Here is a 23,988-nt window from a genome sequence, read left to right as displayed (position 1 = left end):
TTCGTTTCATAGCGGCGGAAAAGCGCCGCCCTTTGATCGTAAATAGGAAAGAGCAAATCATGAAAACCAACGCACTCGCCTCCATGATAGCGGCTTTATCCATAAGCGTTTCGTTCATAGGCACAGCGCCCGCAAACGCACAGGATAACCCGATCGTCCCAAAGGGCGGGACGACGCACGATAGCAAACAGCCCGCCCAGCCAGACTCGGGAACTTCGAACGGCGGTTTGACGACGGGTACTTCGACAACAGGTACAAAGTCGGGAACCGGTAGCTCCGCTGATCAGCCTTCAGGGCAATCTACGCCGAATAGCCAAGGTTCGATGTCGAACGATACTCAAAATGGCAGTTCGACGAACAGCGGATCAACGGATCAATCGGGGACACTTAAGCAGCGCGACAATGAGACGAAAAGCAAAAAGGGTACCGAGAGCGGGTCAATGAACAATACGACCGCTCCTCAATCCAACGATACAAATCAGTCCGGCGAAAACCAGAATGGCGTCAATACAAAAGGCGGATCTGCAGGGAATTCGGGAAATACCGTTAAATCTCCCGACAAGCCGGCAAGTAACGGTGAGCAGGGTACAACCAGCAGCGAAACCACAACGACAGGCAAACAGTCGAATACCCAAGTGCAGGTGTCCGTCGAGCAGCAGACGCAGATTCGCCAAGTCGTCAAGGAAGTACACGTCGCGCCTATTCGCGAGACCGACTTCACGGTATCGGTCGGCACGAGAATTCCTCGGAAGATCGAGCTGCAGCCGTTACCGCCGAGAATTGTCGAAATCGTCCCTCAGTACAAGTCGTACCGCTTCTTTGTTCTTGCGGATGGCCGGATTGTGATTGTAGATCCTTCGACCTTTGAAATCGTCTACATCATCGATGCTTGAGTCTCTCTCTTGCCGGTACCGAGACGTCGCGATACCGGCAAGAGGCTCACTAGAATTAAAGCGGCGATGGGCCGAATACATCGCTTAAAAATTGGCCCGAACCAGAGCCGCAGGACTCTTCAAGCGAGTGGCTCCCTCAAGAGCGGCTGCCGCAAAAACCCATTCCAGCAAATCCGCGATCTTTGAGATTATCTTCTTTGCCTTCCTGCCTCATGGATTCTAGCCTCGATCTGAGGAACAGGGTTGCCCGTGAAAAGCCCCGACAAAATCACCTTGAAAGAGGAAACCGCCGTTGACAGTTCAGACCACGCCATCAGGCATAAAGATATCACTGCCCACGCTCGATCTCCAGCGCTTCTACGCCTCGCCCTCGGACCGCCAGGCATTCGTCGCGGAGCTTCGCAACGTGCTCTACGACCATGGTTTCTTCTATCTGACCGGCCATGGCGTCGCCCCCCAACTCATTGCCGATGTCGTTGCGACGGCGAAGCGTTTCTTTGCATTGCCGCTCGAAGAAAAACTCAAGATCGAGATGGTGAAGTCGCCCCATTTCCGCGGCTACAATCGTGCCGGGCAGGAGCGTACCCGCGGCGAACAGGATTGGCGCGAGCAGCTCGACATCAACACCGAAAGCGCACCCTTCGAGATCGGCCCTGATACGCCAGCATGGCGGCGGCTGCAGGGGCCGAACCAGTGGCCGGAAGCCTTGCCGGAACTCAAACCCCTGCTGCTGGCCTATCAAGCAGAGGTGACACGTATCGGCATCGATATTCTGAAGGCGATCGCGGCGGCTCTCGGCCAGGCGGAAAACGTCTTTGCCGATATCTATGAGCCGCAGGCCTCGCAGCTTCTGAAGATCATCCGCTATCCCGGCCGCGATGTCGCCGAAACGGATCAGGGCGTCGGCGCTCACAAGGATGGCGGCTTCGTCACCGTGCTGTTGCAGGACACCACGCCCGGTCTGCGGGTGCGCACGGAAGACGGCCTCTGGATCGATGCGCCGCCGGTTCCGGGCACCTTCGTCATCAATACGGGCGAATTGCTCGAGCTTGCGACAAACGGCTTCGTGCGCGCCGATGTGCATGACGTCGTCGCACCGCCTGCCGGTGTCGAGCGCTTCTCCGTCGCCTTCTTCCTAGGCTCCCGTCCGGATGCGACCATCCCGGTCATCGAACTGCCGGAAGAGTTGAAGCGATCGGAACGCGGCATCTCGGTCGATCCCCTGAACCCGATCTTCCGCGAAGTTGGCCAGAACCAGCTGAAGAGCCGGCTACGCTCCCATCCGGATGTGGCCCGAGCTCACTATGCCGATCTCCTGGCATCGGAGCAGTTGGTTTAGGCCGGATCCATCAAGATCGAGGTGAGGTCGCTATATCGGCCACCTCCTCTCGAAGCTGGTTCCTAGTGCTGGCTATCGGGCACGATCACCCGCATGCCATCGACGACATTGCTTGCGAGGATCTGACAGCTCAACCGGCTGTTCGGCATCGGCTCCATCACGAATTCGATCATCATCGCTTCCTCCTCGGAAGGCGATGGCAGACGATCGAGATGAGGCGGCTCGATGTAGCAGTGACAGGTGCCGCAGGCCAAGGCGCCGCCGCATTGCGCCACGATGCCGTCGATGCCGCTCCTGACGGCGACGGCCATCAGCGTCTCGCCCTCCTGTGCCTGGACGCGCGTCTCGCGGCCGGCGGAATCGATGAACACGATTTCACACATTGCATTCTCCATATTTTCGGCAAATCCGCTCATGCGGCGATGAGGCGAATGTCCAGACGTTTCGGTCCGCGCACCGACAGGCCACGCTTATAGGCGGGATTGTCGTCCAGCAGTTCGATCGAGCGAGTGCGCTGCAGAAGCGTCGAGAAAATGATCTCCATATCCAGCCGGGCCAGATGATTGCCCAGACAGAAATGTGCGCCACCGCCAAACGCCAGATGGCGATTGGGCGTGCGCCCGACGTCGAACTCGTCAGGCGACTCGAATTGTTCGGGATCGCGATTGGCCGCGCCATAGAGCAGACCGATCTTCGTACCCTTTGGCAACAGCTTGCCGGCAATCGTCCTTTCCTCGGTCAGATAGCGATGGAAGAATGGCAGCGGCGACTCGAAACGGAACATTTCCTGAATGGCGCTCGACATTACCGCCGGCGTTTCACGCAACGTCTTCAAAGCATGGGGATATTGCAACAAAGCATGCATGCCGCTGCCCAGCACATCGATCGTCGAGCCGTGCCCGGCCATGAGGATCAGCATGCAAGTGGAAACGAGTTCGTCTTCGGTAAGCTCGCCGGCGGCATGCGCCTCGGTCAGCCGACAGAGAAGATCGTCGCGCGGCGTGCTTAAGCGCTCGGTAATAAGTTCCTCGAGAAGTTCGTAAAACTCCGTCGTCGCACGTTCGGCGATCGCCTTGCGCTCCGCGCTGCGATCGACGTCGAAATATTGCACGACGTCTTCCGACCACTTGCGCAGTTGCCCGGCATATTCCTCCGGCACGCCCAGCACCGAACCGATGATGTGGCCCGGAACCTGCGAAGCAAGATCCTCGACGAAATCGATCGTATCTGCCTGCAGGAGACGGTCGAGCAGGCGGTCCACGAAATCCTGTATCATGCCGCGCTGGCGCGCGACGAGCGCAGGCGTAAATTCACGGAACACCTTGCGGCGCAACCGGTCGTGGGTTTCGCCATCGGAATCCAGCAGGCTGAATTGAACGAAACGCGAATGGTTCGGCATGTCATGCCAGTTCTGCCGAACCTTCTGCTCTCGTATTTCCTCGGGTGAGAGAAAGAATTCGAGAGACCGCACGAGCGTCTTGTCGGCGGCAGCGGCAGCCACATCCTGATAGCGCGACAGCAGCCATATGTCGAACTGCTCATAGTAGACCGGACCCGGGCTGGCGCGCAGCACGCGGTAAGACGCATAGGGATCGTCCGTAAACGCCTGCGAGAGCGGATCGAATAGTGGAGTTGCCATCGGCATGATGAGGACCTCATCCAATCTGGTTCATCGGCCATAGAATACAGCGTCAAACGACGAAAGGACATGGATGCGAGCCGCAGCCATATGGATAAAACTCTCATTCCGAAATAGAGATAAGTCGCCATGACCCATGAAGCGATTTTACCAGAGAGCCTCCCTGTCGACGACGTCTTCTTTCAGACTCCGGGCAAGTTGTCCCGGGCGTTCCCTTACACGCTTCTCGCCGCCGGGCGCCGGGTTTGCACGCCTGCTGAAATGCCGATCGCCCATCGCTTCAACCATCACACCCTGATCCTTACTCTCAGCGGAAAAGGCCTGCTGCAGGTCAATGGGGTTTCGAGCTTGCTGCATGAGGGGACGATCGCCTGGCTCGATTCCTCGATGCTCTATTCGCATCGCTGCGAGCCGCACCATTCGCACTGGTCCTACCTATGGCTGGGTTTCACAGGATATGGGCTCGATATCTTGTTCGACAGTCTCGGCGTGATCGGCAATCCGATCTTCAACACGGCCAACACCCGCGATCCAAAGGCGCTGTTCGAAGGCATCCTGCGGGAAGTAGAGACGGGCAGCTTTCTTGCTGACAACAGATGCTTTGCCCTGCTGGCACAGTTGATTTCATTCCTTATATCCGAGCGCGCCGAAAGCAGCGAACTCAGCGCCTCCGCACAACGATTGCAACGGGTCATGGAAATGGTTCGCGCCGACCTGACACGCCCCTGGGCGATAGAAGATCTCGCGACCGCCGCCAATCTAAGCCAGGCGCAATTGTTCCGCCGCTTTCGCCAGAGGATGGGAACGACGCCTCTGGATTGGCTGCGCCATGAGCGTGTGAATGCCGCAAAGCCGTTGCTGGTCGTAACGGACGAGCAGATCAGCCGGATAGCCGCCCGATGCGGCTATCCCGACCCCTTTCACTTTGCCCGCGACTTCAAGAAGCTGGTCGGCGTCACTCCCAGCGAGTTCAGGCGGCAGGGCCGGAGCGCGAGGCCATAGAGGCATGAGAGATCAAATACCTCTCGGTTTCTGAGCCAAAGCTCCTCGACATAGTTACCCGATTGGCGCGGCGCATATGACGGGCTAAGAGTTGCGACAGCTCACACCCGCGTCTTTCCGAAACGAACGCCGCGCCCTAGCCAGGGATTGAAAAATGACGACCGAACAAAGCGTTCTGCGCATTTCCATTATCGTGACGTTCGTTCTCGCCGTCGCCGGCATTGTCTTCGGCCTTCTCTCCGGCTCCTATGCGATCGTCTTCGACGGCATCTACGCACTCACGGATGCGAGCATGACGATCGTTGCGCTGGTCGTTTCCAATCTGATCGTATCTTCGGCGACAAACACAACCGCCGCCGGCAAATTCGCCAAGCATTTCACCATGGGTTTCTGGCATCTCGAGCCCATGGTGCTCGGCCTCAATGGCGTGCTGCTGACGGGAGCAGCCGTCTATGCCTTGATCAACGCCGTCGGCAGCATCATGAGCGGCGGACGGCATCTTTCTTTCGATCAGGCCATCATCTATGCCGTCCTGACCATGATCATCGCCTTCTTGATGGCCGCCTATGCAACGCGAGCGAACAAGACCATCGGATCCAACTTCATTGCACTGGATGCCAAGGCCTGGGTGATGACCGGCAGCCTCAGCGCCGCATTGCTCCTCGCCTTCATCTTCGGCTTCTTCATCCAAGGAACGAAGCTGCAGTGGATGTCGCCCTATGTCGATCCCGTCGCCCTGGCTCTCGTCTGCCTCATCGTCATTCCCATGCCGGTCGGAACGATCAAGCAGGCATTCGCCGATATCCTGCTCGTGACGCCCGCGGATCTTCGGGACCATGTCGACCGTGTGGCTGCAGAGATCGTTCAACGCTACAATTTCCTGTCCTACCGCTCCTACGTCGCGCGCGTCGGCCGCGGCAGGCAGATCGAGCTTTACTTCATCGTGCCGCCGGACGGACCGGCGAAGAAGCTGGAGGAATGGGACCATATCCGTGACGAGATCGGCGAAGCGATCGGTGGCGAAGGCCCGGACCGCTGGCTGACGATTGCATTTACGACCGATCCGGAATGGGCCGATTAAGCGCCGCCGCACCCGCCAGTCTACCGATACTACAGAGCGAAGATCGACCAAGCCGCGATGCGCAAATGCCGAGGCAATCTGGCAAGAGCACCCGCTGAAAAGATCAGGCGCTCTCAGTATCAGCTCGCGAAACAGGAGCGACCGCTGTCTGCTTGCTCCGTGGAGAGCGAAGCACAAGGCCCTGAACGCGGGTCGTAAGCGGCCTCTCGACATATCTGAAAAGCGCCTTGGCAAACATGGCGGCGACAAGCGTCGCAAAAACGACGAACAGTCCGAGAGGAAGCCCTGCCCCGATCACTTTCTCCCATAGCGCGCGCAGTGGCCGCAGGATGAAGGGATGGACAAGATAGAGGCTATAGGAGGCATCCCCGAGCGCGACACCCCAAAGGACGGGCCGCCTTTGAGGCAGGACGGGGCCGATCGCGGCCGCGAGGACGAACAAAGCCGCAGGCACACCGCTTCGCAGGAATTGCGGCAGGGCCGCATCGTTCCAAAGCGTCGAGACATGTACGAAGCCAAGGAGCCCGATGGCTGCCAGCCCAAGTGCCCAGCCGCCGCCGATCCTTGCTCCGCTGCGGAAAATCAAGGCGACATAGACGCCGAAGAGGAACTCCAGAATGATCGGGTTCGTCCAGAATGCTATCTGCACATGCTGGGGATCGATGAGCCTTCCGACGAGCGCCATTCCGACCATGAGAACCGACAGCCATAAGACGCCCAATCGTATCGGCAGCAGCAGCGCTGCGGCGAAAAAGACGTAAAACAGCATCTCGTAGTTCAGCGTCCAGCCGAGTGCGAGCACCGGCCTGATCTCATCGACGCCGCGCCCGGACGGAATGAAGAAATAGGATGCCAGGACATGGGATATGGAGCCGATAGGAACGGCAAGAAGCGAGGGGGCTGCAAGCGCGCCAAGCAACATGACGCTCGTCAGCAGCCAATAAAGCGGGATCACACGTGCACAGCGCCGCAGGAAGAAGCGGAGCGAAGCGCCGTTCTTGCCGAATTCCGACGCGCTCGTATGGGTCATGATGAAGCCGGAGAGGACGAAGAATATATCGACGCCGAAACCGAGATTCCATGCGGAGCCATCGACCACTGCACGTCCCGTTGCTGCCGCCAGCATACCCGTCTCGTGCAAGGCATGGGCAACAACCACGGAAGAGGCGGCGAGCGCACGCAATACCTGGAGATTCACGAGCGTGTGGGCGCATTTGCTGGCAGCGCGGCTAGCATCCCCATCCTCAAGTATTTTTCTATAAAACCTCACCGGAAATCTCGGCAAATATCGTCTTGGATCCCGCATTTTCTATCCAAAACGATATAATAACTCGTCGCTGCCTGCATAATTGCGCAGCGCTGCTTTAAATTATAGTTATTCTTCAGTTAAGCTTCACCCGCGGTCGCCAATATGACATGCGCCTGAATCTTGGCCGCAACTTCGCCGCTGCCATGTCTTGCTTCGATCGCGGCGGCTGCATAGTCGGTCGCGGCCTGCAGCTTCCCCGCTTCCCTGGCCTCGATTTCGTTGCGAAGCAGGGTTCCCTGACAATAGGCGACGGCTGGAATGCGCGGTGAGGACGCGCGGCTCTGCTCTGCCCTCGTTTCGATCACGATTTCAGAGAAACCGGCAGCCTCGAGATCGCTGCGGATCCGGTCTACATCGTGGTATCCGTGCGGCGTGCGCGCCAGAAAACGTGGCGGATCGTTCGGGAAAATCCGTGCCAGCGCCTTCGTCACGTCATCGGCGAAAACATTGTCCTCGATACGATCCCATACGTTGAACAGGAAATGTCCGCCTGATTTCAGAACGCGCTTTGCCTCGCGATAGGCCGAGATGCGATCGGGGAAGAACATCGCGCCGAACTGGCAGACGACGAGATCGAAGGCCGCACTTTCGAACGGCAGCGCCATCGCATCCGCTTGCCGCCAAGTGATGCGCCCGTCCGGTTGATGTCGCGAAGCGGCATAATCTAGCATCGGCTGGTTGAGGTCGGTGACGACGTAGCTTGCATCGGAGGATAGTTTCGGCGCCAAGGCGCGGGTGACAACTCCGGTGCCTGCGGCAATTTCCAACACTGCGCGCGGCCTAAGAGATCCGGCGCGTTGTGCAATGTCTGCCGCATAAGGCTCGAAAATCAACGGCACCATGTAGCGGTCGTAATTTTCCGGAATCGAGCCGGCGAATATCTTGTCTGCCTCCAACATTGCCATCACCCGGTGCGCACCTGATAGATCGCAACATTAGCATATCGCGGCAGACGCGTCATTCAGGCTCTGAAGAGCCCCCAAATACCGGAGAGGCTATTCGATCGCGATGATTTCTAGCTCGTCATTGCCAAGGCTCATGACGTCTCCCACCCTCTTCCCCATCAACAACCGTGCAACGGGCGACACATAGGAAATCGACCCTACCTTCGGATCGGCTTCATCTTCGCCGACGATACGGTACGTCTGCACACGGCCATCTTCGCGGCTGAATGTTACCTTGCTTCCGAAAGCGACGATCTCGGCTGAGCTAGGCGTCGCAACGACTTCGGCGGTTCGCAGCCTTTCCGCGAAATAACGGACATCGCGCAAGGGAATGGCCGTCTGCCGGCGGCGCTCGTTGATATCCTCGATGGCGCTTGCCGTTTCATAGGCTTTGCGCGCCTCCTGAAGCTGAAATTCCAGAGCCTTCAACCCCGCTTCCGTGACGAGGTTTGGATGTGGAGAAATCGGCCGGTCGGGCAGCACGGTTTCAGCGGCCGTCTCAGCGCTTTCTTCCTTCATGAACGCAGTGCTCAATTTCAAACTCCATTGCGAGCTACAACCTTGCAATCCCCCGGCGAAGTCCTTTCAATGGACAAGTTCGACGATCTGTCTTGAACGACGGGAAGCAAATCAGCCGCGTACTATAGACCAGATGACTATGCCGGAGGAATAGAACGACCGCTGGAACGCCAGCACGCCGAAAGAGGCCCGAACCCGACATGGCTGTTGCAAGGGTCTTCAGATCGATTAATCTTTAAACCAGCTAACAATAGCTGATATCAAGTTTTCATGTTGCCGAAGGGTTTTGCCGCGGCACGCAATTTCAGAGAGATCGATGGTCAGCCTCGGTGTTTTGACGACTTATATGGTGGTGGTACTGGGCCTGATGGTCATTCCCGGGCCTGCTACATTGCTCACGCTCGCCAGAGCGGTCAGCGGCGGCAAGCGCGTGGGATTGGCAACCGGCATCGGCATCGCTGCCGGCGATCTTTTCCATACGATGATGGCGACTTTCGGGTTGTCGGCCTTGCTCGCCACGTCCGCACTGGCCTTCGAGATCGTCAAATATGCCGGTGTCATCTATCTGATCTATCTGGGGTTCAAGGCTTTTGTCGAGAAAAGCGGCAGCATTGACCTGCCGACTGCGCAGGCCATTACCCCTATGCGTGCGTTTCGCCAGGGTTTCTTCACCGAGATCCTCAACCCGAAGACAGCGCTTTTCTTCCTGGCCTTCCTGCCGCAGTTCATTCATCCGGAAAGTGGGTCCGTCATCGGGCAATTCGCGCTGCTGGGAGCGATTTTCGTCATCCTCAGCATCGGCGTCACGTCGCTTCTGGCGGTCGGCGCCGGCTCGATCGGTGGCTGGCTGCGCCGTAACCGCACGATCGGCCGATGGCAGGGAAAGGTCATCGGCACGATCTATATGGCTTTGGGTCTGAGGCTCGCGCTGCAGCAGCAGTAACCCGCCTTTACGGCGGCTACCGGAAAATCAAACCGGCTGCCGCTTGATGACTGACAAGTTTATCTCCGAGCGGATGCGAAAATCCATCGCTTCATAAAGAGCGATGGCCGGCGCATTCGTAGTATAGGCATGCAGATAGGCAGTCTCGCCGCAGGCCGCGATCTCGCCAGCCGCGAAATGGAAGGGCAAGGCGCCGAGGCCGCGCCCCTGAAAATCGGGATGGCCGCCAAGCTCGGCAAATCCCGTCTGCCGCCTGCTGGAGGATGCACCCTGCAATCTCAATGATTGCACTCACAGGACGGCTCCAGCATCTGCGTCGTATCGCTGCCCAAAAATGCGCTAACGCCAAGGTCGTATTCCGTTTGGACCCGGCAGGCGGCGACAACGTCACTTTGACAGGAAGCTTTGCCGACCCGCTCCTTCGTACCCGCGAAAACGCTATCATCATTCCTACTACCCCCGAGCGAACAGAATCACTTGCGAGCAATCAAGCCTCTGAAATTATTTCAGAAATATCCGTTCCTTCCTAGGCAATCCAGCCCGGAAAGAAGTTCAGTTTATACGAATATTATTTATTTAGAAATTTACATATTAACTGAATACTAATAAACGCCTTAACTTTCCAACCAATATTAGCTAACCATTACGCAATCGGAGGTAATGGATGTGCAAGATATTGGTACAGACTCTCAAAATTATTCAGAAAGAGCTTACTCAATCAACAATAGCGCCGAGAAATCAGACCTCAGCGAGGCAGAGGCCACTCGTGCACATCTTGTTTCCGAAAAGCAGATTTCAAATCAGGAGAGCCAAATGCAGCCGGCCGACGCGCCCGAACACGCAGCCGCCATTCCCGCTCAAGATTATCCGCTTGTGCTTCCAAGCGTGCTGATCGGCGGATTGCCCATCACCGTCGTCGATCGGCGCAAGGCCGCTTCCTTCATGATCGATGTGGCGCGCCGCCGCCGCCGCGACAGCCGGCCCTATTACTTTACATCAGCCAATGGCGAGGTCGTCGCGCGTGTTCATGCCGATGCCAATATCGCCAAACTCTTCAAGGAAGCCGATCAGATCCTGGCTGACGGCCAACCTCTCGTCATGGCCTCTCGCCTGCTCTGCCGAGTACAGCTCCCCGAGCGCGTGGCAACGACCGACCTGTTCCATGATGTTGCCGAACTGGCCGAAAGGAAGGGCGTGAGCTTCTATCTCCTGGGAGCGAGCGAGACCGCAAACCATCAGGCCGTCGCCGCCGTGCAAACCCGTTATCCCGGCCTGCGCATCGTGGGTCATTGCCACGGCTACCTTGCGGGGGAAGCCCTGGAGCAGAAACTTGATGAAATCAACGCGCTTGCTCCCGACATATTATGGATCGGCCTTGGTGTTCCGCGCGAGCAGATATTCGTGCACGATTTTGCCGCACGGCTCGCCAATGTCGGCGTCATCAAGACCTCGGGCGGGCTCTTCGACCATCTGGCGGAGAAAACGAAGAGAGCGCCCATGTGGATCCAACGGGCCGGCTTCGAGTGGTTCTGGCGCATGCTGATGGAGCCCCGCCGCCTGTTCTGGCGCTATCTGACAACCAATCCTTACGCCATCTACGCGATCCTGAGGTATTCGAAATGATGAACAAGCGGTATCCCGAACCGTCGGCCACCGAAACGGACACCGACATAGCCATCGTCGGTGGCGGGCTTTCCGGCACGCTTACCGCCTGCCTGCTCGGCCGAGCGGGATATCGGGTGACACTCATCGACCGTCATCGCGTCTTTCCGCAAGAGTTCCGCGTTGAGAAAATCGGTCGTGAAGAGATCGAAAAACTCGAGCAGCTTCAATTGCTCGCGCCCCTGTTCAAGGTTGCTGCGCCCTTCGACGACATCGTCAATCTGCATAGGGGGCGCATATTGGATCGGACACGCGGCCAGCATTATGGCTTTTTCTACAACAGGCTCATTGGCGCGATGCGCGCGGCATTACCGGAGACGGTGAATTTCGTCGTCGGTCAGGTCACCGGCTTGCGGACGAGCGCCAAGCAACAGCGGATTTCAATTCTCGGCAAGGATGAACTGACTGCCCGGTTATTAGTGCTAGCAACCGGGATGGGGGATATGCTCCACAGGGATCTTGGCATTTCGCACAAATCGATCGGCGAAAGGCGCTCTCTCGCATTCGGCTTCAACATTCGCCCGCTGCAATCCAATAGATTTCGCCATACAGCCCTGAGCTATCATGGAGACGGTGACGGCATCGATCGTCTCGATCTATTTCCGGTCGCCGATGCAACACGAGCCAATCTTTTCCTCTTTCGCGATCCACGAGATTCCTGGGTCAGGTCACTGCATGACGATCCAAAGCAGGCGCTCATCGCCACCTTCCCATCACTCGTCGATCATTTTGGTGACTTCGAGATTGCCAGCAGGATCGACAGCTGGCTCACCGAGATTACTCTGGCCGAGAATTGCCGACAGGACGGTGTCGTGTTCATCGGAGACGCCTATCTGACCTCCTGCCCGGCGACCGGCCTCGGCGTCAGCCGGCTTCTGACCGATGTTGAGCGCCTATGCCGCACATATGTCCCGCAATGGATGACAGAAACCGCTATCGATCATACCAGGATCGCCGCCTATTACGACGACGCGGAAAAGGCTGATATGGATATCGGTTCGGCGCAAATGGCCGATCGCCACTTCAATCTGACCGCGAAAACCGATGTTGGGTGGCGTCTGCGCCGCCAGCTCCATTTCACGCGGCGACGCATCCTATACGGCATCGAAAGCATAAGTCCTGCTCTCGCCGCAAAGCTTCATCAGCTCAAGACGATACGCACCAGATCTGCGCTGCGATCCGCTGTGCTGAACTCTAAATCCGTGGCGTAGCTGGGATGACAAGCAAGAAACGCTGCTTCGAGAAATATTCACTAGAAAAATAGTTATAACGTGAACAACGCAGTTCTGTATCGATAATAGTACGGAGTTCATCATGGCAGTTTTAGGCGCATTTCCCCCTGGACTTACTTGCCGACCAATCGAGGAGAGCGATTGGGACGGTATCATCGATTGCCTTCGCAGAAATTTTCCGACCCGTGATCGAAGCTATTGGGAGCGGGCCGTCACACGGATGGAAAAGCGGCCTTTCGTGCCCGACCTACCGAAATACGGCTTCGTTCTGGATATGTCCGGACACATCGTGGGTGTCCTCTTGGCGCTTTATTTTCGGCATGAAGGCCTGGGAGGAGAGGAGCTCCGCTGCAATCTATCGAGCTGGGCTGTTGATCCGGAATACCGCGCTTTTGCGGGCAAGATGGTTATCGCGGCGCTCAGACGAAAGAATGTCACCTACATCAACGTTTCTCCGGCGCCGGGAACGATAAAGGTCAATGAAGCGCTCGGCTTTCGCCGCTATGCGGACGGACAACTGGCGTTTCTGCCGATGCTGAGTGCTGTGAGGCAGCCTTATCGGGTGCTCGAAGCAAGTCCCGGCCTTGCCGAAATGTCGATGCTCTCGGAGGGCGATAGGGGGATTCTTCTTCAGCATGCGGCGCTCGGATGTCTGTCGTTGATTTGCGTCGATGGCGACGAAGCCTTTCCCTTCGTTTTCAAGACACGCCGCATCTTCCATGGCATTGTCCCGAGTGCCCAGGTGATTTACAGCCGCACGCCCGAGGAGCTCAGCCGGTGTGCCGGCGCACTTGGTCGCCATCTCCTGCGAAAAGGCATATTTCTCTGTGTCGTCGACGCAAACGGGCCGGTGTCCGGTCTCGTCGGACGTTACTTTGCCGGAAGCGGAACGAAGTATTTCAAAGGTCCGAAACCGCCCTCGCTTGGAGATCTGACATTCACGGAGCTCGTCATCTTCGGCTCCTGATCCCTGATAAGGGGCTCTGGCCGGGTTTTTGAAGTTTGCGCACGCTCAGACCGATTTTAACCGCGTTACGGCGAGGGTGCCGACATGGGTTGGTCCGATCGACTGGACATGCCTCGCGAAATACCGAGCAAGCGCCATCGCGTTCCAAAGGAAACACCGACGAGCAGAAGACAGAAGCCAAGCGCAAGCGGTGAGAAGAATGCCTCTTCCTGCAATACCGCATTGGATGCAATCGTGATGATCGCGACGAAGGCAAAGAGGAAATCCGGCTCACCGGTGGCGAGCAGCTGCTTGCGGGCAGACATCGCCAATGCGGCAAGAAAGCCGAAGAAGACGAAACTGCCCACGCCCATCTGGTAGAGCATGACACCAACAGCGCTTTCAACGGGGACGGAGGCGACGCCCTCATCCTGCGCCCGGTCCCAATCCAGATTGAGGCTCGTACTCGAAAGATTGCCGCCGATCCCCAGGCCCTGCCCGAACGGATTGTGCAGGAATTCGCGAACGCCCGCGATCAGGCCGAGAACATGGTAATCGCCATGGGTGGCGCCGAAGAGGATGGCGGCGACCGTCCAGATGACGGCAAGCGCGACGACGGCAAGCAGCGTCAATTCCGCGCGCGATGGGCGATAGATCAGCCGGGCGCCGATCGCAACAAGCAGCATGAATGTCGCGCCTTTGGAGCCGATGACAAGCAATAGCGGCAAGGCCGCAATCGGCAGCAGCCAGCGCCCCTTGAAGAGAAGCCAGGCAGACATGATGCTCAAACCGTAGGCATAGCTGATCGGGTGAAAATTCGGGCCGCCATTGCGGAAGATCGGCGGAAACAAGTCGCTGAATAGCTTGATGTTGAAAAAGGTCGTCATCATCGTGTCTTCGATACCGCGAAGCACGAAACCGGTCTCTCTCAGCTTCTTTTCCCAGACACCGGCCTCGATCTGAGCCTTCAGACCACGGTGAATATAGAGATCGCCATGAAACAGGCTCAGGAAATCCATGCGGAAAATCTGTTCCAGATAACCGTAGATGATGGCAACGGCGCAGAGCCAAAAGATGCCCTTGCGCAGATCAACGGGATAGAGGCTGGCTGCGAGAATTGCGATGTGGAAGCACGCAAGCGGCGTGATCGTATTGCGGAAATAGATGACGGCATCCTTCGGCCCGCCATGAACAGCGCCGAGCGCAAGATAAAAGCTTACTATACCGCAGAGCACAAAGCTGAATGTCAGCCACGGCCGCAATTCGGTCAGAGCCCTCACCCGATACTGGAAAGAAGCCATCACGAAGGCGCCGAATGCAGTCATGAGAATGACGAAATTGGCACCGCGCAGCGCATCGAACGTATTGTGATCGGGCACGAAAGGCGTGAACCAGGCGACCACGAGATTTTGATAGAGAAAAGAGCAGGCAATGATGATCGGGATGCAGCCGGGTTGAGCAATCGACAAAACCAGCGTCAACGCGAATGTCGCGGCAACTCCGAACGGGGTCCAGACAGCGAAGGCAGAGACGGAAGCGATAACCGCGAGGATGGCGATGAAAAGATGGAAAAGGGCGTCCGAACGAAGTCCGCTCAGGCCTCCCGCCCCGAAGCCGGCGCGACCTCCGGTAATGCTCATCGCCAATCTCCATTTATCCGCATCAGTTGCCGTTCCACATGGCCATATTCCGCCGCTTTTCAGCCCCCATTGCTGTCATCCAGAAGTGCCGCGATCATGGCGTCATCGAAGCCTTCAATGCTGCCTCTGCTCCTGATGATGCCAAAACCTTGATCAAGCTCCCAATAGACCCAGCCGATCTTGTTGCTCTCGGCCGCCTGCCGCACGGCCCGAACCCAGAACCGACGGCTTTCAGCATCGACGCAGAAGTTGAGGACGCCAAATTCGTTCATCATGACAGGGCAGTCATAGGTCTCGGACCAGCGCCTCAACTTCACAAATTCGGCGGCGAGCGCAGCCTCCGTCCAGGGTGTCGCCAATTGTTCCTCGATAAGGCTTGCCGCCTGTTCGTCCCCGGCCGCTCGCAGCTTTTCGATGCTCTGCTGGACAAGCGGCGTCTCGATGGTCGCGGGAAAGGGTAAATTCGAAATCCGCGCCAGCGGCGACGCATCCCAGGTCTCGCATTGATGAGTGAAGGCCGTGGGTGAATAGAAATGAATGGCAGCAATCTGATTATCGTCGGCAAGCGGCGGCGTCTCGCCTATTTCCCAGATGCCCTGAGAGGGTGATGGCCCCCAGATGAGCGTGTGGTTGGGACATTTCGATCGCACGACCTCGGCAAGCCGTTGCCTTAGTTGGAGCCACGCGTCATTTCGCAGAGGCGGCTCGTTCAACAACTCTGCGTAGACCGTCTCATCCGAAAGGTTCGCAAGGACGCTGCCTAGCGCCATCCATGCCTCGGCCGCCCTTTGCGAACCGGCTTCGAAATCCTGACGGAGAGCCGTATGCAGACTTTCGGAAGGATGCATGTCGGCAAGGACCGAGAAGCCCAGCCGATTGAGGTCGGTCACACCAGTCTCGATGCGACGGAGGGTGGTCGTATCACCTGCCGACAGTAGATCGCCATTGATCGGCAAACGGACCGTTTGAAAGCCCAATTGACGAAGCTTTTCGAGCACAGGCTCGCTTGGCGCCACGCCATCGCCGCGATCGAACCATCCGGGCAGATTGATGCCGCGCGAAGGCACGATGGGCTTGGCCGCCGCACGCGCCGCGCCGGCAGCCGGAAGAGCAGCCAGAATGGAGCCGCCTGCCAGCTTGAGAGCGCTTCGGCGCGATAGCAACGTCGATCGCAAGCTGCGCCCCACGGTCACCCCCTCGCAGAGATTCGGCCGCCCTGCTCTCCATCGTCGGCCGATCGGATCGCTCGCACCACCTCGCCACCCTGCGTCTCTGTCTGCTCCGATGCAATTATCAACGTGGCGCTGCGCCCGATCTGATCTGCATCGAGGCGCTGACGAAGCAAGTTGGTGATTTCCCCCGCTTCCTCGGCCGGGTTGAGCGCAAAAAGCATGAGATCCGCTTCGGTAAAAAGCGCGGGATCCCAGCTGCCAACGATGGAAGGTCCCATCAGAAGCACGAAATCGAAGGAGCCGGAAGTGGCCAAAATATCGTCGAGGCCGAGGCCTCCCGGCGGCTTCCCATTCTCGGCAACTGGCCTGTTGTACACGACCGTTCGTAGACCGCTCGCACCGCTCACGAAGACACCGTTGCCGTTACGCGCCGATGCTCCCGGACCCGGCTGATCGCCAAACTCGACCACAAGCACATTCTGTTCGGCCTGCTGGAGACCGATGCCGACCATTGCCCCCGCAAGTCTCGCCGCAACCGGCGTATGAAGCGATGAGACAAGCAGCACGTAAGGCTTCGGATGCTCGGTCAGATGCAGAATGATGCGTCGCATGAGCTGCAACACATCCCGTGAAAAGGCTTCGTTTCCGGCCTGGAAAAAGCGTCTTCGCATCGCACGGATGCTGAGATAGGCGCCGGAGCCGGCAAGACCAGGCAGCCGATACTCTCCAAGATTGACCGGCGCCGGCACAGGCTCCGGCTTTACGGTCTCCTTCACGGCATCCCGATGAGGCTCGACGCCGAGGAGGCTGCCTCTTATGGGGCTTGTCGGATCTTGCTCCGGCTGATGTTTGGGGCCGCGCACCAGGGCAAGACCGCAGCCGATGATAAGACCAAGCGCAGCGCTGACCGGCAAGAGCAGCAACGGCTTGGGCCAGGTCGGCTGCACCGGCGGAGCGGCAGCGCTGATTACGCGCGCCTCCTGCAGCTGCAGGCCCTGCATCTGCGATGTTTCTTCGGCGCGCTTCAGGAAATCGTCAAGGACAGTGCGCGCCGCCTTCGTCTTCGCCTCCAGCTGCCGCAACTGCACCTGCGCAGCATTTGAGCTTTCCAGCTTCTGGCGGAGATCATCGAGCTTTGCCTGAAGTGCTGTGACGTTTTGCGCGGCGAGATCGGACTTTGCCTTCAATTCCCGCGTGATCCGCTGCGCCTCGATGGTCATGAGGCCCTGCATCCTGTCCAGTTCGGATCGCAGCCTTTTTATGATCGGATGGCGCGGCTGATACATGGCCTCGTAATTGGCGAGGTCGGCCGCCCGTTGATTATAATTTTCGCGGAGTTTGACCGTCGCCTCGGAAGACAGGATTTCCGAAAGCTTGGCAAGACCGGCCGGTGAGGTGCCTGCGGCAACCGCCTGAGCATATTTATCCTTGGCCTGGTCCGCCTCGCTCCGCGCGCCGATCAGCTGATCCGTAAGCTTGTCGATCTGGGACTGCAGCGTGCCTCCGGCGGAAGCATCCAGAATCTGATGCGAGACCTTGAAATCTCCGACCTCCTGCTCGGCATCGCTGACGTTCTTCTGGAGATTGCCGATCCGGCTCGCAAGCAGGGAGTTTACGTCGCTGTTTGCAGTTTCTCGCTCCCCCGACAGACCGGCCCTATAGCGATTGACAATCGCATTGGCGATCCGGGCCGCCTTGTCGGAATAGCGGGATGCGAAACTGACATCGATGACATAGGTAAGCCCGGCACGCTCCACGGTGACGGCACGCTGAAAATTCTTGAAGATCAAATCCTTCGTGGGATGCGAAGCCAGACCGATACGCGACAGCAGACCGCCGCTTGCAAATTCGGGATCGTTTTCGATGTTTTCGCTCTCAAAGACCTTCATCAGCAGGTCGCGCGATTCAATGACAAACACTTGGCTCGCGATGGCCGCGCTGTCACTGCCGATGCCGGGCAGAACATTGTTGAGATTCGTCGCGCGCGGATCGCGTGGATCGATCATGACGGAAGCTGTCGCGGTATAGCTCGGCTTTGCCACAACAAGGTAAGCCAGCGCCAGCAGGAGCACGGCCAAGGTGCTTGCCAGCACGGTCAGCCAGCGTTGCCACAAGATAGTCCACACGGCACCGACATCGAACAGCGGCGGAAGCGAGCGCTCGTCAATGTTAAACGGCTTCATCCAGTTCCTCTCCGCGGGCCGCGGGTCTCCGGCTCATCACACATCACTAATTTCAGTATTAGTGAATAATGTTAATCATCCGTTGAATTTACACCGGAGCGTGTGATCAACTTCAGATATCGCAAGTAACCATGTTGCGACTTCGTTCTGGCGCAAGCATGAGTACTTACGATATTAGAGATACATTCTATTTCAGGTGCTATGGGCCATTCGGTCGAGAGCAATCAACACGGGAACAGGTCGTTGAGTGAGAAAGCTGGCAGCAGCGATACTTTATCGGCCGAAACGCCGCCGCCCGCGAGCAACCTGCGCTTGTCGATCGGCGCTCTTGCCAGGAGCGGCGCCGTTGCCGGTGTGATCAAGCTTGCCAGTGCCGGCCTCTCGTTCCTGATGTTCGTCGCCGTCGCCATGACGACCGATGAGCGGCAGTTCGGCCTTTATAGTGCCGCCTATGCCGGAGCGAGCCTGGTCTCCTTCTTCGCCATAGTCGGCCAGCAAAGCGCCGTGCTCAGGTTCTGGCCGCAATATGCCGGCAACAACGACCTGAACTCCGCAAACGGCATGATGGCCCGCTCCATCCTTGTTGCGCTGATAGGGCTTGCGAGCTTCAGCCTTCTCATTCTCATCATCGGCTTCTTGCCATTCGCTGGCGCTCAGATGCCCGAATGGCTCCCGATCTGCGTGGCGACCATGGTGCTGGCTTTCGCGCTCGGCTGGTCGGAATTCGTCGCCTGTGCTCTTCGCGCCAAGAATGCGCTGATCTTCGCGCTGCTGCCGCGCGATGTCGTTTGGCGAGCAGTGGCAATCCCGGTTTTCGTGCTCGCACATTTCATGCAGCTGAAGATGAGCGCGGTTGCCGCAACCTATCTCACAGCCGGGTTGCTGCTCCTGATGATCGCACCACAGACATTTGTCCTCTTTCGCGATACGATCCGCGCGCAGCGCGGCCCGCTTACGACAGAACAGAAGACCGAATTCAAGACGGTGACACTCGGGCTATGGGGCGTTACCGCGCTACCGCCGGCGCTTAGCCAGGCAAGCACCTTGCTGGTCGCGGCCATTCTCGGCCCCGAGGCCGCCGGCGCGATTTTCGTCGCGGATCGAACGATGCGGCTGGTCGTATTGGCACTCAACGGCATCAACCAGGCGCTTGCGCCGCAGATCTCGGCTGCCTTCTACACCGGGGACAAGGCACATGTGCAGCGTATCACCAGTCTTGCCGCTCTGGGCGGCTTCATCATCGCCTTGTGCGTGCTGGTATCGTTCCTGATCTTCGGCGACCTGATCCTGTCGATCTTCAATCATGCCTATGCCACGCCGACGATGCAGGTAACGCTGATTATCTTCGGCATCGGCGCGACAATCGGCACTGCTTGCGGGCCGACCGAAATCCTGATGCAGCTCACGGGCCTTCAGCACGCGCTTTTCAAGCTGCTGGTTGTCGTCAACACCTTCGGGCTCTGTGCGACGGCGGTGCTGACCTATTGGCTCGGCCCGATCGGTGCGGCGCTCGCCATCGCCGGCACGATCATCGTTTGGTGCGTGACCGCCGTGTTCATCGCACGCCGCACCATCGGCATCAACCCGTCAATCCTCGGCTTCCTCGCCGGCGAAGACGCACTTGCCGCCCGCTCCTTCCTGAAAGGCCGTTCATGAAAATCATTCAGGTCCAAACCCAGGCGGAAGCGGGCGGAGCACAGCGAATTTCGGATATGGTCGGCGAGGGATTGCGTGCGCGCGGCCATGAGGTTCGCACCGTCTTCATGTATCGGAAGACCGAGGTCTACGACCGCGATCCGCACGCCGATTTCATCCTCACCAAGCCGCCGCGCGGCTTGCTAGGCCAGATACGGGCTGCCATTGGACTTGCGGGTTACCTGCGCAACGCCCGGCCGGATGCGGTCATCACTTTCCAGCACTATGGCAATATTTTTGGTACCGTAGGCGCGCGGCTCGCCAGCGTGGACTTGATCATCGCAAACCAGAGCGGTGCGCCGCAGACCAGAGGCGTCAGGGGGGGGCTGACGCAGATAGACAAGCTGATGGGCACTTTCGGCGCCTATCACGCCAACGTCGTCAATTCGAGCTGGACGAAAGCGCAGTTCGACAGCTTTCCGCAAGCCTACCGGCGCCGGATGTCACGCATCGACCACGGCGTTCCTGCGCCCTCGGTCGCCGTCGACAAGGCGGCGGCGCGCGCGGCCTTCGGTCTTCCTCAAGACGCCTGGCTCGCCGTCTCTTCGGGCCGCATGGCGCCATCGAAAAACCAGATCGCGCTCGTCGGCGCCCTCGTCCATCTGCCCGACATTCATATCGCCATCGCCGGCACCGGCCCCGAGCAGGATGCGATGGTCGCTTTTGCCAAAGCCAATGGCGTCACCGACAGGCTGCATCTCGTCGGCGAAGTACCTCCCTCGCGCATTTTCGACTTCCTCGCGGCGGGAGACGCCTATGCTTTTTCCTCGTTGACGGAAACCTTTGGTCTTGCCGCAGTCGAAGCGGCCATTTCCGGGCTGCCGGTGGTTGCAAGCAAGCTCGATGTCCTGCGGGAAGTCCTGACCACAGATGAGGGCGAAGCAGCCGCACTCTTCGTCGATGCCGATGCGAAGGGAATGGCCGAAGGACTTGCCGAACTCATCGCCAGGCCCGAGCTAGCCGCCCGACTGGCCGCCGCCGGACGGCAGCTGAAGGAACAATATTCGCCAGCGCGCATGTGCGCCGGCTATGAGGCACTGCTTCTGTCGCGCTCACTTCCGCACGGCTGCAATCCCGTCGATCACCTCCAGTCGGCCTGAACGATTGAGCGTATGGATTTTCGGATAGGGCCAGTCGCCACGCGCCGCAATCGGTCGGGGCGGCGACAGCCGAACCGTCTTTTCATCCAGCTCCAGCAGCTGTGAGATACCGAGCCCGCCGCCATAGCCGAGCGTTCCATCCTGGACCGGCAGATAGATACTGCCGCCCTCGCGGACGAAGGCGCCGCCCGGGCGTGCCATGCGACGATCGATGAGAACCGGGTTCAACACATGCGGCATCCAGGGGCCGGCAAGCCGTGGTGCGTGAAAGACTACGAGCGTATCGGACGTACTGCCGTGACCATCGCGATTGGTTGCGAACAACCAGAGTTGCCCGCCATGTTCGAGCAGGGTCGCATCGGAAATCTCGCCTTCGATGAGCACTGCCTCGGGAACCCAGCGATCCGGAAACTCTATCGAGCGATAGAGGACGAGTTTTCCGCCCGAACTTGCTTCAGGAAGCATCCAGATCGCGCCGTCGTACTCGAAGACCTGCGGGTAAGACAGATGGTAAGGCTCTTCCAGCACGCATCGCGGCTCTCCAGGCTTCCCCGTGGCATCGAACGCCACGACCGAGATGACTGCCTTGCCGGTCGCATGCGGATAATCTTCCACGAACAGGAAGAAGCGATCCTGCCATTGAAACGGAAAGGGATCGGCATAGAAGCGATCTCCGGCATCCGGCAGCACGGACCAGCCGCCGCCAAGCTCACAGCTGCTCGCGACACCCGGCCCATCTATGAAGCGATAGCCCACACGCCAATGCGCGTGGCGAAAGCGCGCCCGACGCATTGCTTCTCGGCCCAGGCGCGGCAAGGCGTCGGTCAGGCAAGCGGATGCAAAGCCCAGCGTTCTACTGACGGCATTCTCAGACACTTTGGACACCGGTTCGTTCATAACGAACCGGTTTTCGGCAAAGGCACGAACCGTGGAAACAGCAAGCGTGACGGCACGTGCGAGCACATCCTCCACGCCAAGCGACACGGTTTCCCGCCGATCGATCATCGGCCAGGCTCGACCCACCACCGTTTTTCCGTCCAGGACGGCATCGATAACAGGCAAGGCGCCAGCGGCGATCGACCTCGCGACCGACAGGTCCGACCGCGACCCGTCGAACCGCAATGTGATGGTCGGAACGTCCGATGGCGCAGCGTGGCCGGTAAGATCCAGCCGAAGAACGGCAGACCTATCGTGACTGCTGGCGGGGATCTCCGACAGAGGAGCGGCAAGCGCCGGATCGCGCCGACGGAAGATTTTTCGCTCGAGAGCCAAAGCTGTATTGATGGCGGCCGGCCACGCATTCGACCCGAATTCATGTACGACAGCGATATCGTGCCCCTCGGCCTGCAGACGCGCGACCACGAATTCCTGCCATCGGCGCGGAGCTGACTTCGGAACGATGATATCGATCGATGGCATGGCGTTCCCCATCCGCAGCGGCCTCGGTGAGCCTCGGAAACCTGGAAACTATATTTATTCGGGAAAGCTTACTTTCAGGTTATTCTGAAGTTGTATTGCAGAATGGAGCTTTACTGCTACCGTTCAGCCGCCTTTTGATCAGCCGGGCTTTTCGCCCGATGAGTTCCGAACAGTCTTCATTTGCAAACTGATCGTCACGCAAACGATCTCAGCTATCGGAGGTAGCCGCCGATTTTATCGGGAACGATGCCAAAATAGAGCAAGCTTCGGTGAAGGCGTCATCCAGAATGCGTAGTTTGCGGGCGTGCGCACGCGCATATTCCCGGTAGAAGCCAGACGAGATCCAGATGTGTGAACGCCCTCGCCTGCCGCTCCAGCCGACGGCACCGACCGATTCAGCTGTAGCAAGCTTATCGCTGATATGGGCGCGCGATAGGCCGAACGATGAGGCGAGAGAGGAAATCGAGCTGACATTCGTCAGGAGCCGTTCCTGTCCCACCACAGTTTCCGGATCTATTCCGGCGATGAGGCGATCCATCAGAAATCCCCCCGTATCGCCGCTGGCAAAGATGGCATGAAGCGGCCCGGGGCTGCGTACCTCCCGGCTTGTCAACAAGGCATGTGCCGCAAGCGGTTCGATGAGTATCAGCATGCGTTGCGGCTCTATAAGGAACCGAGCCGCCCTGCCTCCTCCGTCTATAAGGTCGAGCGCCTGGAAATGCAGGCTGTACCAACGGATCAGCATCGACAGTGTCGAGTGCGTAGGCCCGACCTCATCCGAAGGACCACCTCTGGAGCCTGCAACCGGACGAATGACATTGTATCGCAGCGCTTCGTCGAAAAATGCGTAGGCGGTATTGCGGCTGGCAATCCCATACTGCCGGGCGAGACTTCCAAAACCGCTTCTAGTCAATCCCGCCCCCACCCTGCGAACGGCCAGAAAGTAGTCGCTCAATGCGGCGTGGCACAAGAGCCGGCGTTGTTGGGTGGCAAAAAGCGCCGCAGTCCAAGGCAAGGATTCGTAAACAGCGGCGAAGCTGCGTGCCAATAAGAAAATGGCGGAAGAAAATTGCTCCGTTTCGATCAGTTCGCTCGGCTTGCCGGGAGGGTTTGTCCCAGTTGCGCGCCCCGAACATGTTGGTCGATGAGGGGGGAAATCGAGCACTCTTCCCATAAACAATTCTTTCAATGTTCTCGGGTGAGCGGTGTCCAACACATCGGTGCTCACTCCGAACCTGCGGGTGACGTCGCGTTTGCCGGTTCGAGAAAA

The 23,988-nt window shown here is 58.5% G+C and carries 21 protein-coding genes; 10 read left to right on the top strand and 11 right to left on the bottom strand.

The features are described 5' to 3' along the window. Positions 1 to 59 precede the first annotated feature (59 nt). Both AC13QE_RS02850 and AC13QE_RS02845 read left to right on the top strand, forming a co-directional pair. Positions 60 to 893 (top strand): DUF1236 domain-containing protein, encoded by an 834-nt coding sequence (locus AC13QE_RS02850; RefSeq protein WP_488482490.1) that lies wholly within the window; start codon positions 60 to 62, stop codon positions 891 to 893. 292 nt (positions 894 to 1,185) lie between these two features. Next, complete coding sequence (locus AC13QE_RS02845) at positions 1,186 to 2,232, top strand: isopenicillin N synthase family dioxygenase (RefSeq protein ID WP_488482489.1); 1,047 nt, start codon at positions 1,186 to 1,188, stop codon at positions 2,230 to 2,232. A gap of 62 nt (positions 2,233 to 2,294) precedes the next feature. Here AC13QE_RS02845 and AC13QE_RS02840 read toward each other — a convergent pair whose 3' ends face one another. Both AC13QE_RS02840 and AC13QE_RS02835 read right to left on the bottom strand, forming a co-directional pair. After that, positions 2,295 to 2,615 carry a 2Fe-2S iron-sulfur cluster-binding protein gene (locus tag AC13QE_RS02840; protein WP_488482488.1) on the bottom strand — a complete coding sequence of 107 codons (321 nt, stop codon included), beginning with the start codon at positions 2,613 to 2,615 and terminating at the stop codon, positions 2,295 to 2,297. Positions 2,616 to 2,644: 29 nt separating this feature from the next. Then, positions 2,645 to 3,877: a cytochrome P450 gene (locus AC13QE_RS02835; protein ID WP_488482487.1), complete on the bottom strand. Its 1,233-nt coding sequence runs from the start codon at positions 3,875 to 3,877 to the stop codon at positions 2,645 to 2,647. Between the two features lie 123 nt (positions 3,878 to 4,000). On the opposite strand from AC13QE_RS02835, the gene AC13QE_RS02830 reads away from it, so the two are divergent. Beyond that, a complete protein-coding gene (locus AC13QE_RS02830) occupies positions 4,001 to 4,873 on the top strand; it encodes a helix-turn-helix domain-containing protein (RefSeq protein WP_488482486.1) in 873 nt (290 codons plus the stop codon). A gap of 154 nt (positions 4,874 to 5,027) precedes the next feature. Continuing rightward, the gene (locus tag AC13QE_RS02825; RefSeq protein WP_132717867.1) at positions 5,028 to 5,954 is read left to right on the top strand and encodes a cation diffusion facilitator family transporter; all 927 of its coding nucleotides are present in this window, start codon (positions 5,028 to 5,030) and stop codon (positions 5,952 to 5,954) included. Positions 5,955 to 6,057: 103 nt separating this feature from the next. Here the strand turns inward: AC13QE_RS02825 and AC13QE_RS02820 are convergent, their stop codons facing one another. From AC13QE_RS02820 to greA, 3 genes are all read right to left on the bottom strand, one after another. Next, a complete protein-coding gene (locus AC13QE_RS02820; protein WP_488482485.1) occupies positions 6,058 to 7,224 on the bottom strand; it encodes an acyltransferase family protein in 1,167 nt (388 codons plus the stop codon). A gap of 116 nt (positions 7,225 to 7,340) precedes the next feature. Then, positions 7,341 to 8,162, bottom strand: a complete 822-nt coding sequence (locus tag AC13QE_RS02815; RefSeq protein ID WP_488482484.1) for a class I SAM-dependent methyltransferase — start codon at positions 8,160 to 8,162, stop codon at positions 7,341 to 7,343. Positions 8,163 to 8,258: 96 nt separating this feature from the next. Beyond that, a complete protein-coding gene (gene greA / locus AC13QE_RS02810) occupies positions 8,259 to 8,741 on the bottom strand; it encodes a transcription elongation factor GreA (RefSeq protein WP_488482483.1) in 483 nt (160 codons plus the stop codon). Positions 8,742 to 9,042: 301 nt separating this feature from the next. On the opposite strand from greA, the gene AC13QE_RS02805 reads away from it, so the two are divergent. Further along, complete coding sequence (locus tag AC13QE_RS02805) at positions 9,043 to 9,669, top strand: LysE family translocator (protein ID WP_132717864.1); 627 nt, start codon at positions 9,043 to 9,045, stop codon at positions 9,667 to 9,669. A gap of 27 nt (positions 9,670 to 9,696) precedes the next feature. Here the strand turns inward: AC13QE_RS02805 and AC13QE_RS02800 are convergent, their stop codons facing one another. Next, entirely contained in the window at positions 9,697 to 9,960 is a 264-nt protein-coding gene (locus AC13QE_RS02800; protein ID WP_488482482.1) for a GNAT family N-acetyltransferase, read from the bottom strand. A 522-nt stretch (positions 9,961 to 10,482) separates the two neighbouring features. Between AC13QE_RS02800 and AC13QE_RS02795 the strand changes: the two genes are divergently transcribed. From AC13QE_RS02795 to AC13QE_RS02785, 3 genes are all read left to right on the top strand, one after another. Continuing rightward, the gene (locus AC13QE_RS02795; RefSeq protein WP_488482481.1) at positions 10,483 to 11,292 is read left to right on the top strand and encodes a WecB/TagA/CpsF family glycosyltransferase; all 810 of its coding nucleotides are present in this window, start codon (positions 10,483 to 10,485) and stop codon (positions 11,290 to 11,292) included. Then, positions 11,289 to 12,542: an FAD-dependent oxidoreductase gene (locus AC13QE_RS02790; protein WP_488482480.1), complete on the top strand. Its 1,254-nt coding sequence runs from the start codon at positions 11,289 to 11,291 to the stop codon at positions 12,540 to 12,542. The genes AC13QE_RS02795 and AC13QE_RS02790 overlap by 4 nt, the downstream gene beginning before the upstream one ends. A gap of 259 nt (positions 12,543 to 12,801) precedes the next feature. Further along, a complete protein-coding gene (locus tag AC13QE_RS02785) occupies positions 12,802 to 13,530 on the top strand; it encodes a hypothetical protein (protein ID WP_488482479.1) in 729 nt (242 codons plus the stop codon). Positions 13,531 to 13,595: 65 nt separating this feature from the next. On the opposite strand, the gene AC13QE_RS02780 is transcribed toward AC13QE_RS02785, so the two are convergent. From AC13QE_RS02780 to AC13QE_RS02770, 3 genes are read right to left on the bottom strand one after another with little or no spacing between them, the layout of a single operon-like run. After that, positions 13,596 to 15,149, bottom strand: coding sequence for a hypothetical protein (locus AC13QE_RS02780; RefSeq protein ID WP_488482478.1), 1,554 nt, complete (start codon positions 15,147 to 15,149; stop codon positions 13,596 to 13,598). A 59-nt stretch (positions 15,150 to 15,208) separates the two neighbouring features. Next, positions 15,209 to 16,336: a glycoside hydrolase family 5 protein gene (locus AC13QE_RS02775; RefSeq protein ID WP_488482477.1), complete on the bottom strand. Its 1,128-nt coding sequence runs from the start codon at positions 16,334 to 16,336 to the stop codon at positions 15,209 to 15,211. Positions 16,337 to 16,338: 2 nt separating this feature from the next. Continuing rightward, complete coding sequence (locus AC13QE_RS02770) at positions 16,339 to 18,504, bottom strand: GumC family protein (RefSeq protein ID WP_488482476.1); 2,166 nt, start codon at positions 18,502 to 18,504, stop codon at positions 16,339 to 16,341. Between the two features lie 243 nt (positions 18,505 to 18,747). Here AC13QE_RS02770 and AC13QE_RS02765 point away from each other — a divergent pair, with 243 nt between their 5' ends. Next, positions 18,748 to 20,160: a lipopolysaccharide biosynthesis protein gene (locus AC13QE_RS02765; protein WP_488482475.1), complete on the top strand. Its 1,413-nt coding sequence runs from the start codon at positions 18,748 to 18,750 to the stop codon at positions 20,158 to 20,160. Further along, positions 20,157 to 21,299 (top strand): glycosyltransferase family 4 protein, encoded by a 1,143-nt coding sequence (locus AC13QE_RS02760; RefSeq protein WP_488482474.1) that lies wholly within the window; start codon positions 20,157 to 20,159, stop codon positions 21,297 to 21,299. The genes AC13QE_RS02765 and AC13QE_RS02760 overlap by 4 nt, the downstream gene beginning before the upstream one ends. On the opposite strand, the gene AC13QE_RS02755 is transcribed toward AC13QE_RS02760, so the two are convergent. Then, positions 21,252 to 22,718, bottom strand: coding sequence for a glucosamine inositolphosphorylceramide transferase family protein (locus AC13QE_RS02755; RefSeq protein ID WP_488482473.1), 1,467 nt, complete (start codon positions 22,716 to 22,718; stop codon positions 21,252 to 21,254). The genes AC13QE_RS02760 and AC13QE_RS02755 overlap by 48 nt on opposite strands. A 208-nt stretch (positions 22,719 to 22,926) precedes the next feature. Continuing rightward, entirely contained in the window at positions 22,927 to 23,946 is a 1,020-nt protein-coding gene (locus tag AC13QE_RS02750; protein ID WP_488482472.1) for a hypothetical protein, read from the bottom strand. Positions 23,947 to 23,988: the final 42 nt, after the last annotated feature.

It is taken from the genome of Martinezella sp. CNPSo 3957 (assembly GCF_057784395.1).
The sequence above is the reverse complement of the archived record's forward strand: the minus strand, read 5'-3'. Positions and strand labels throughout refer to the sequence as shown.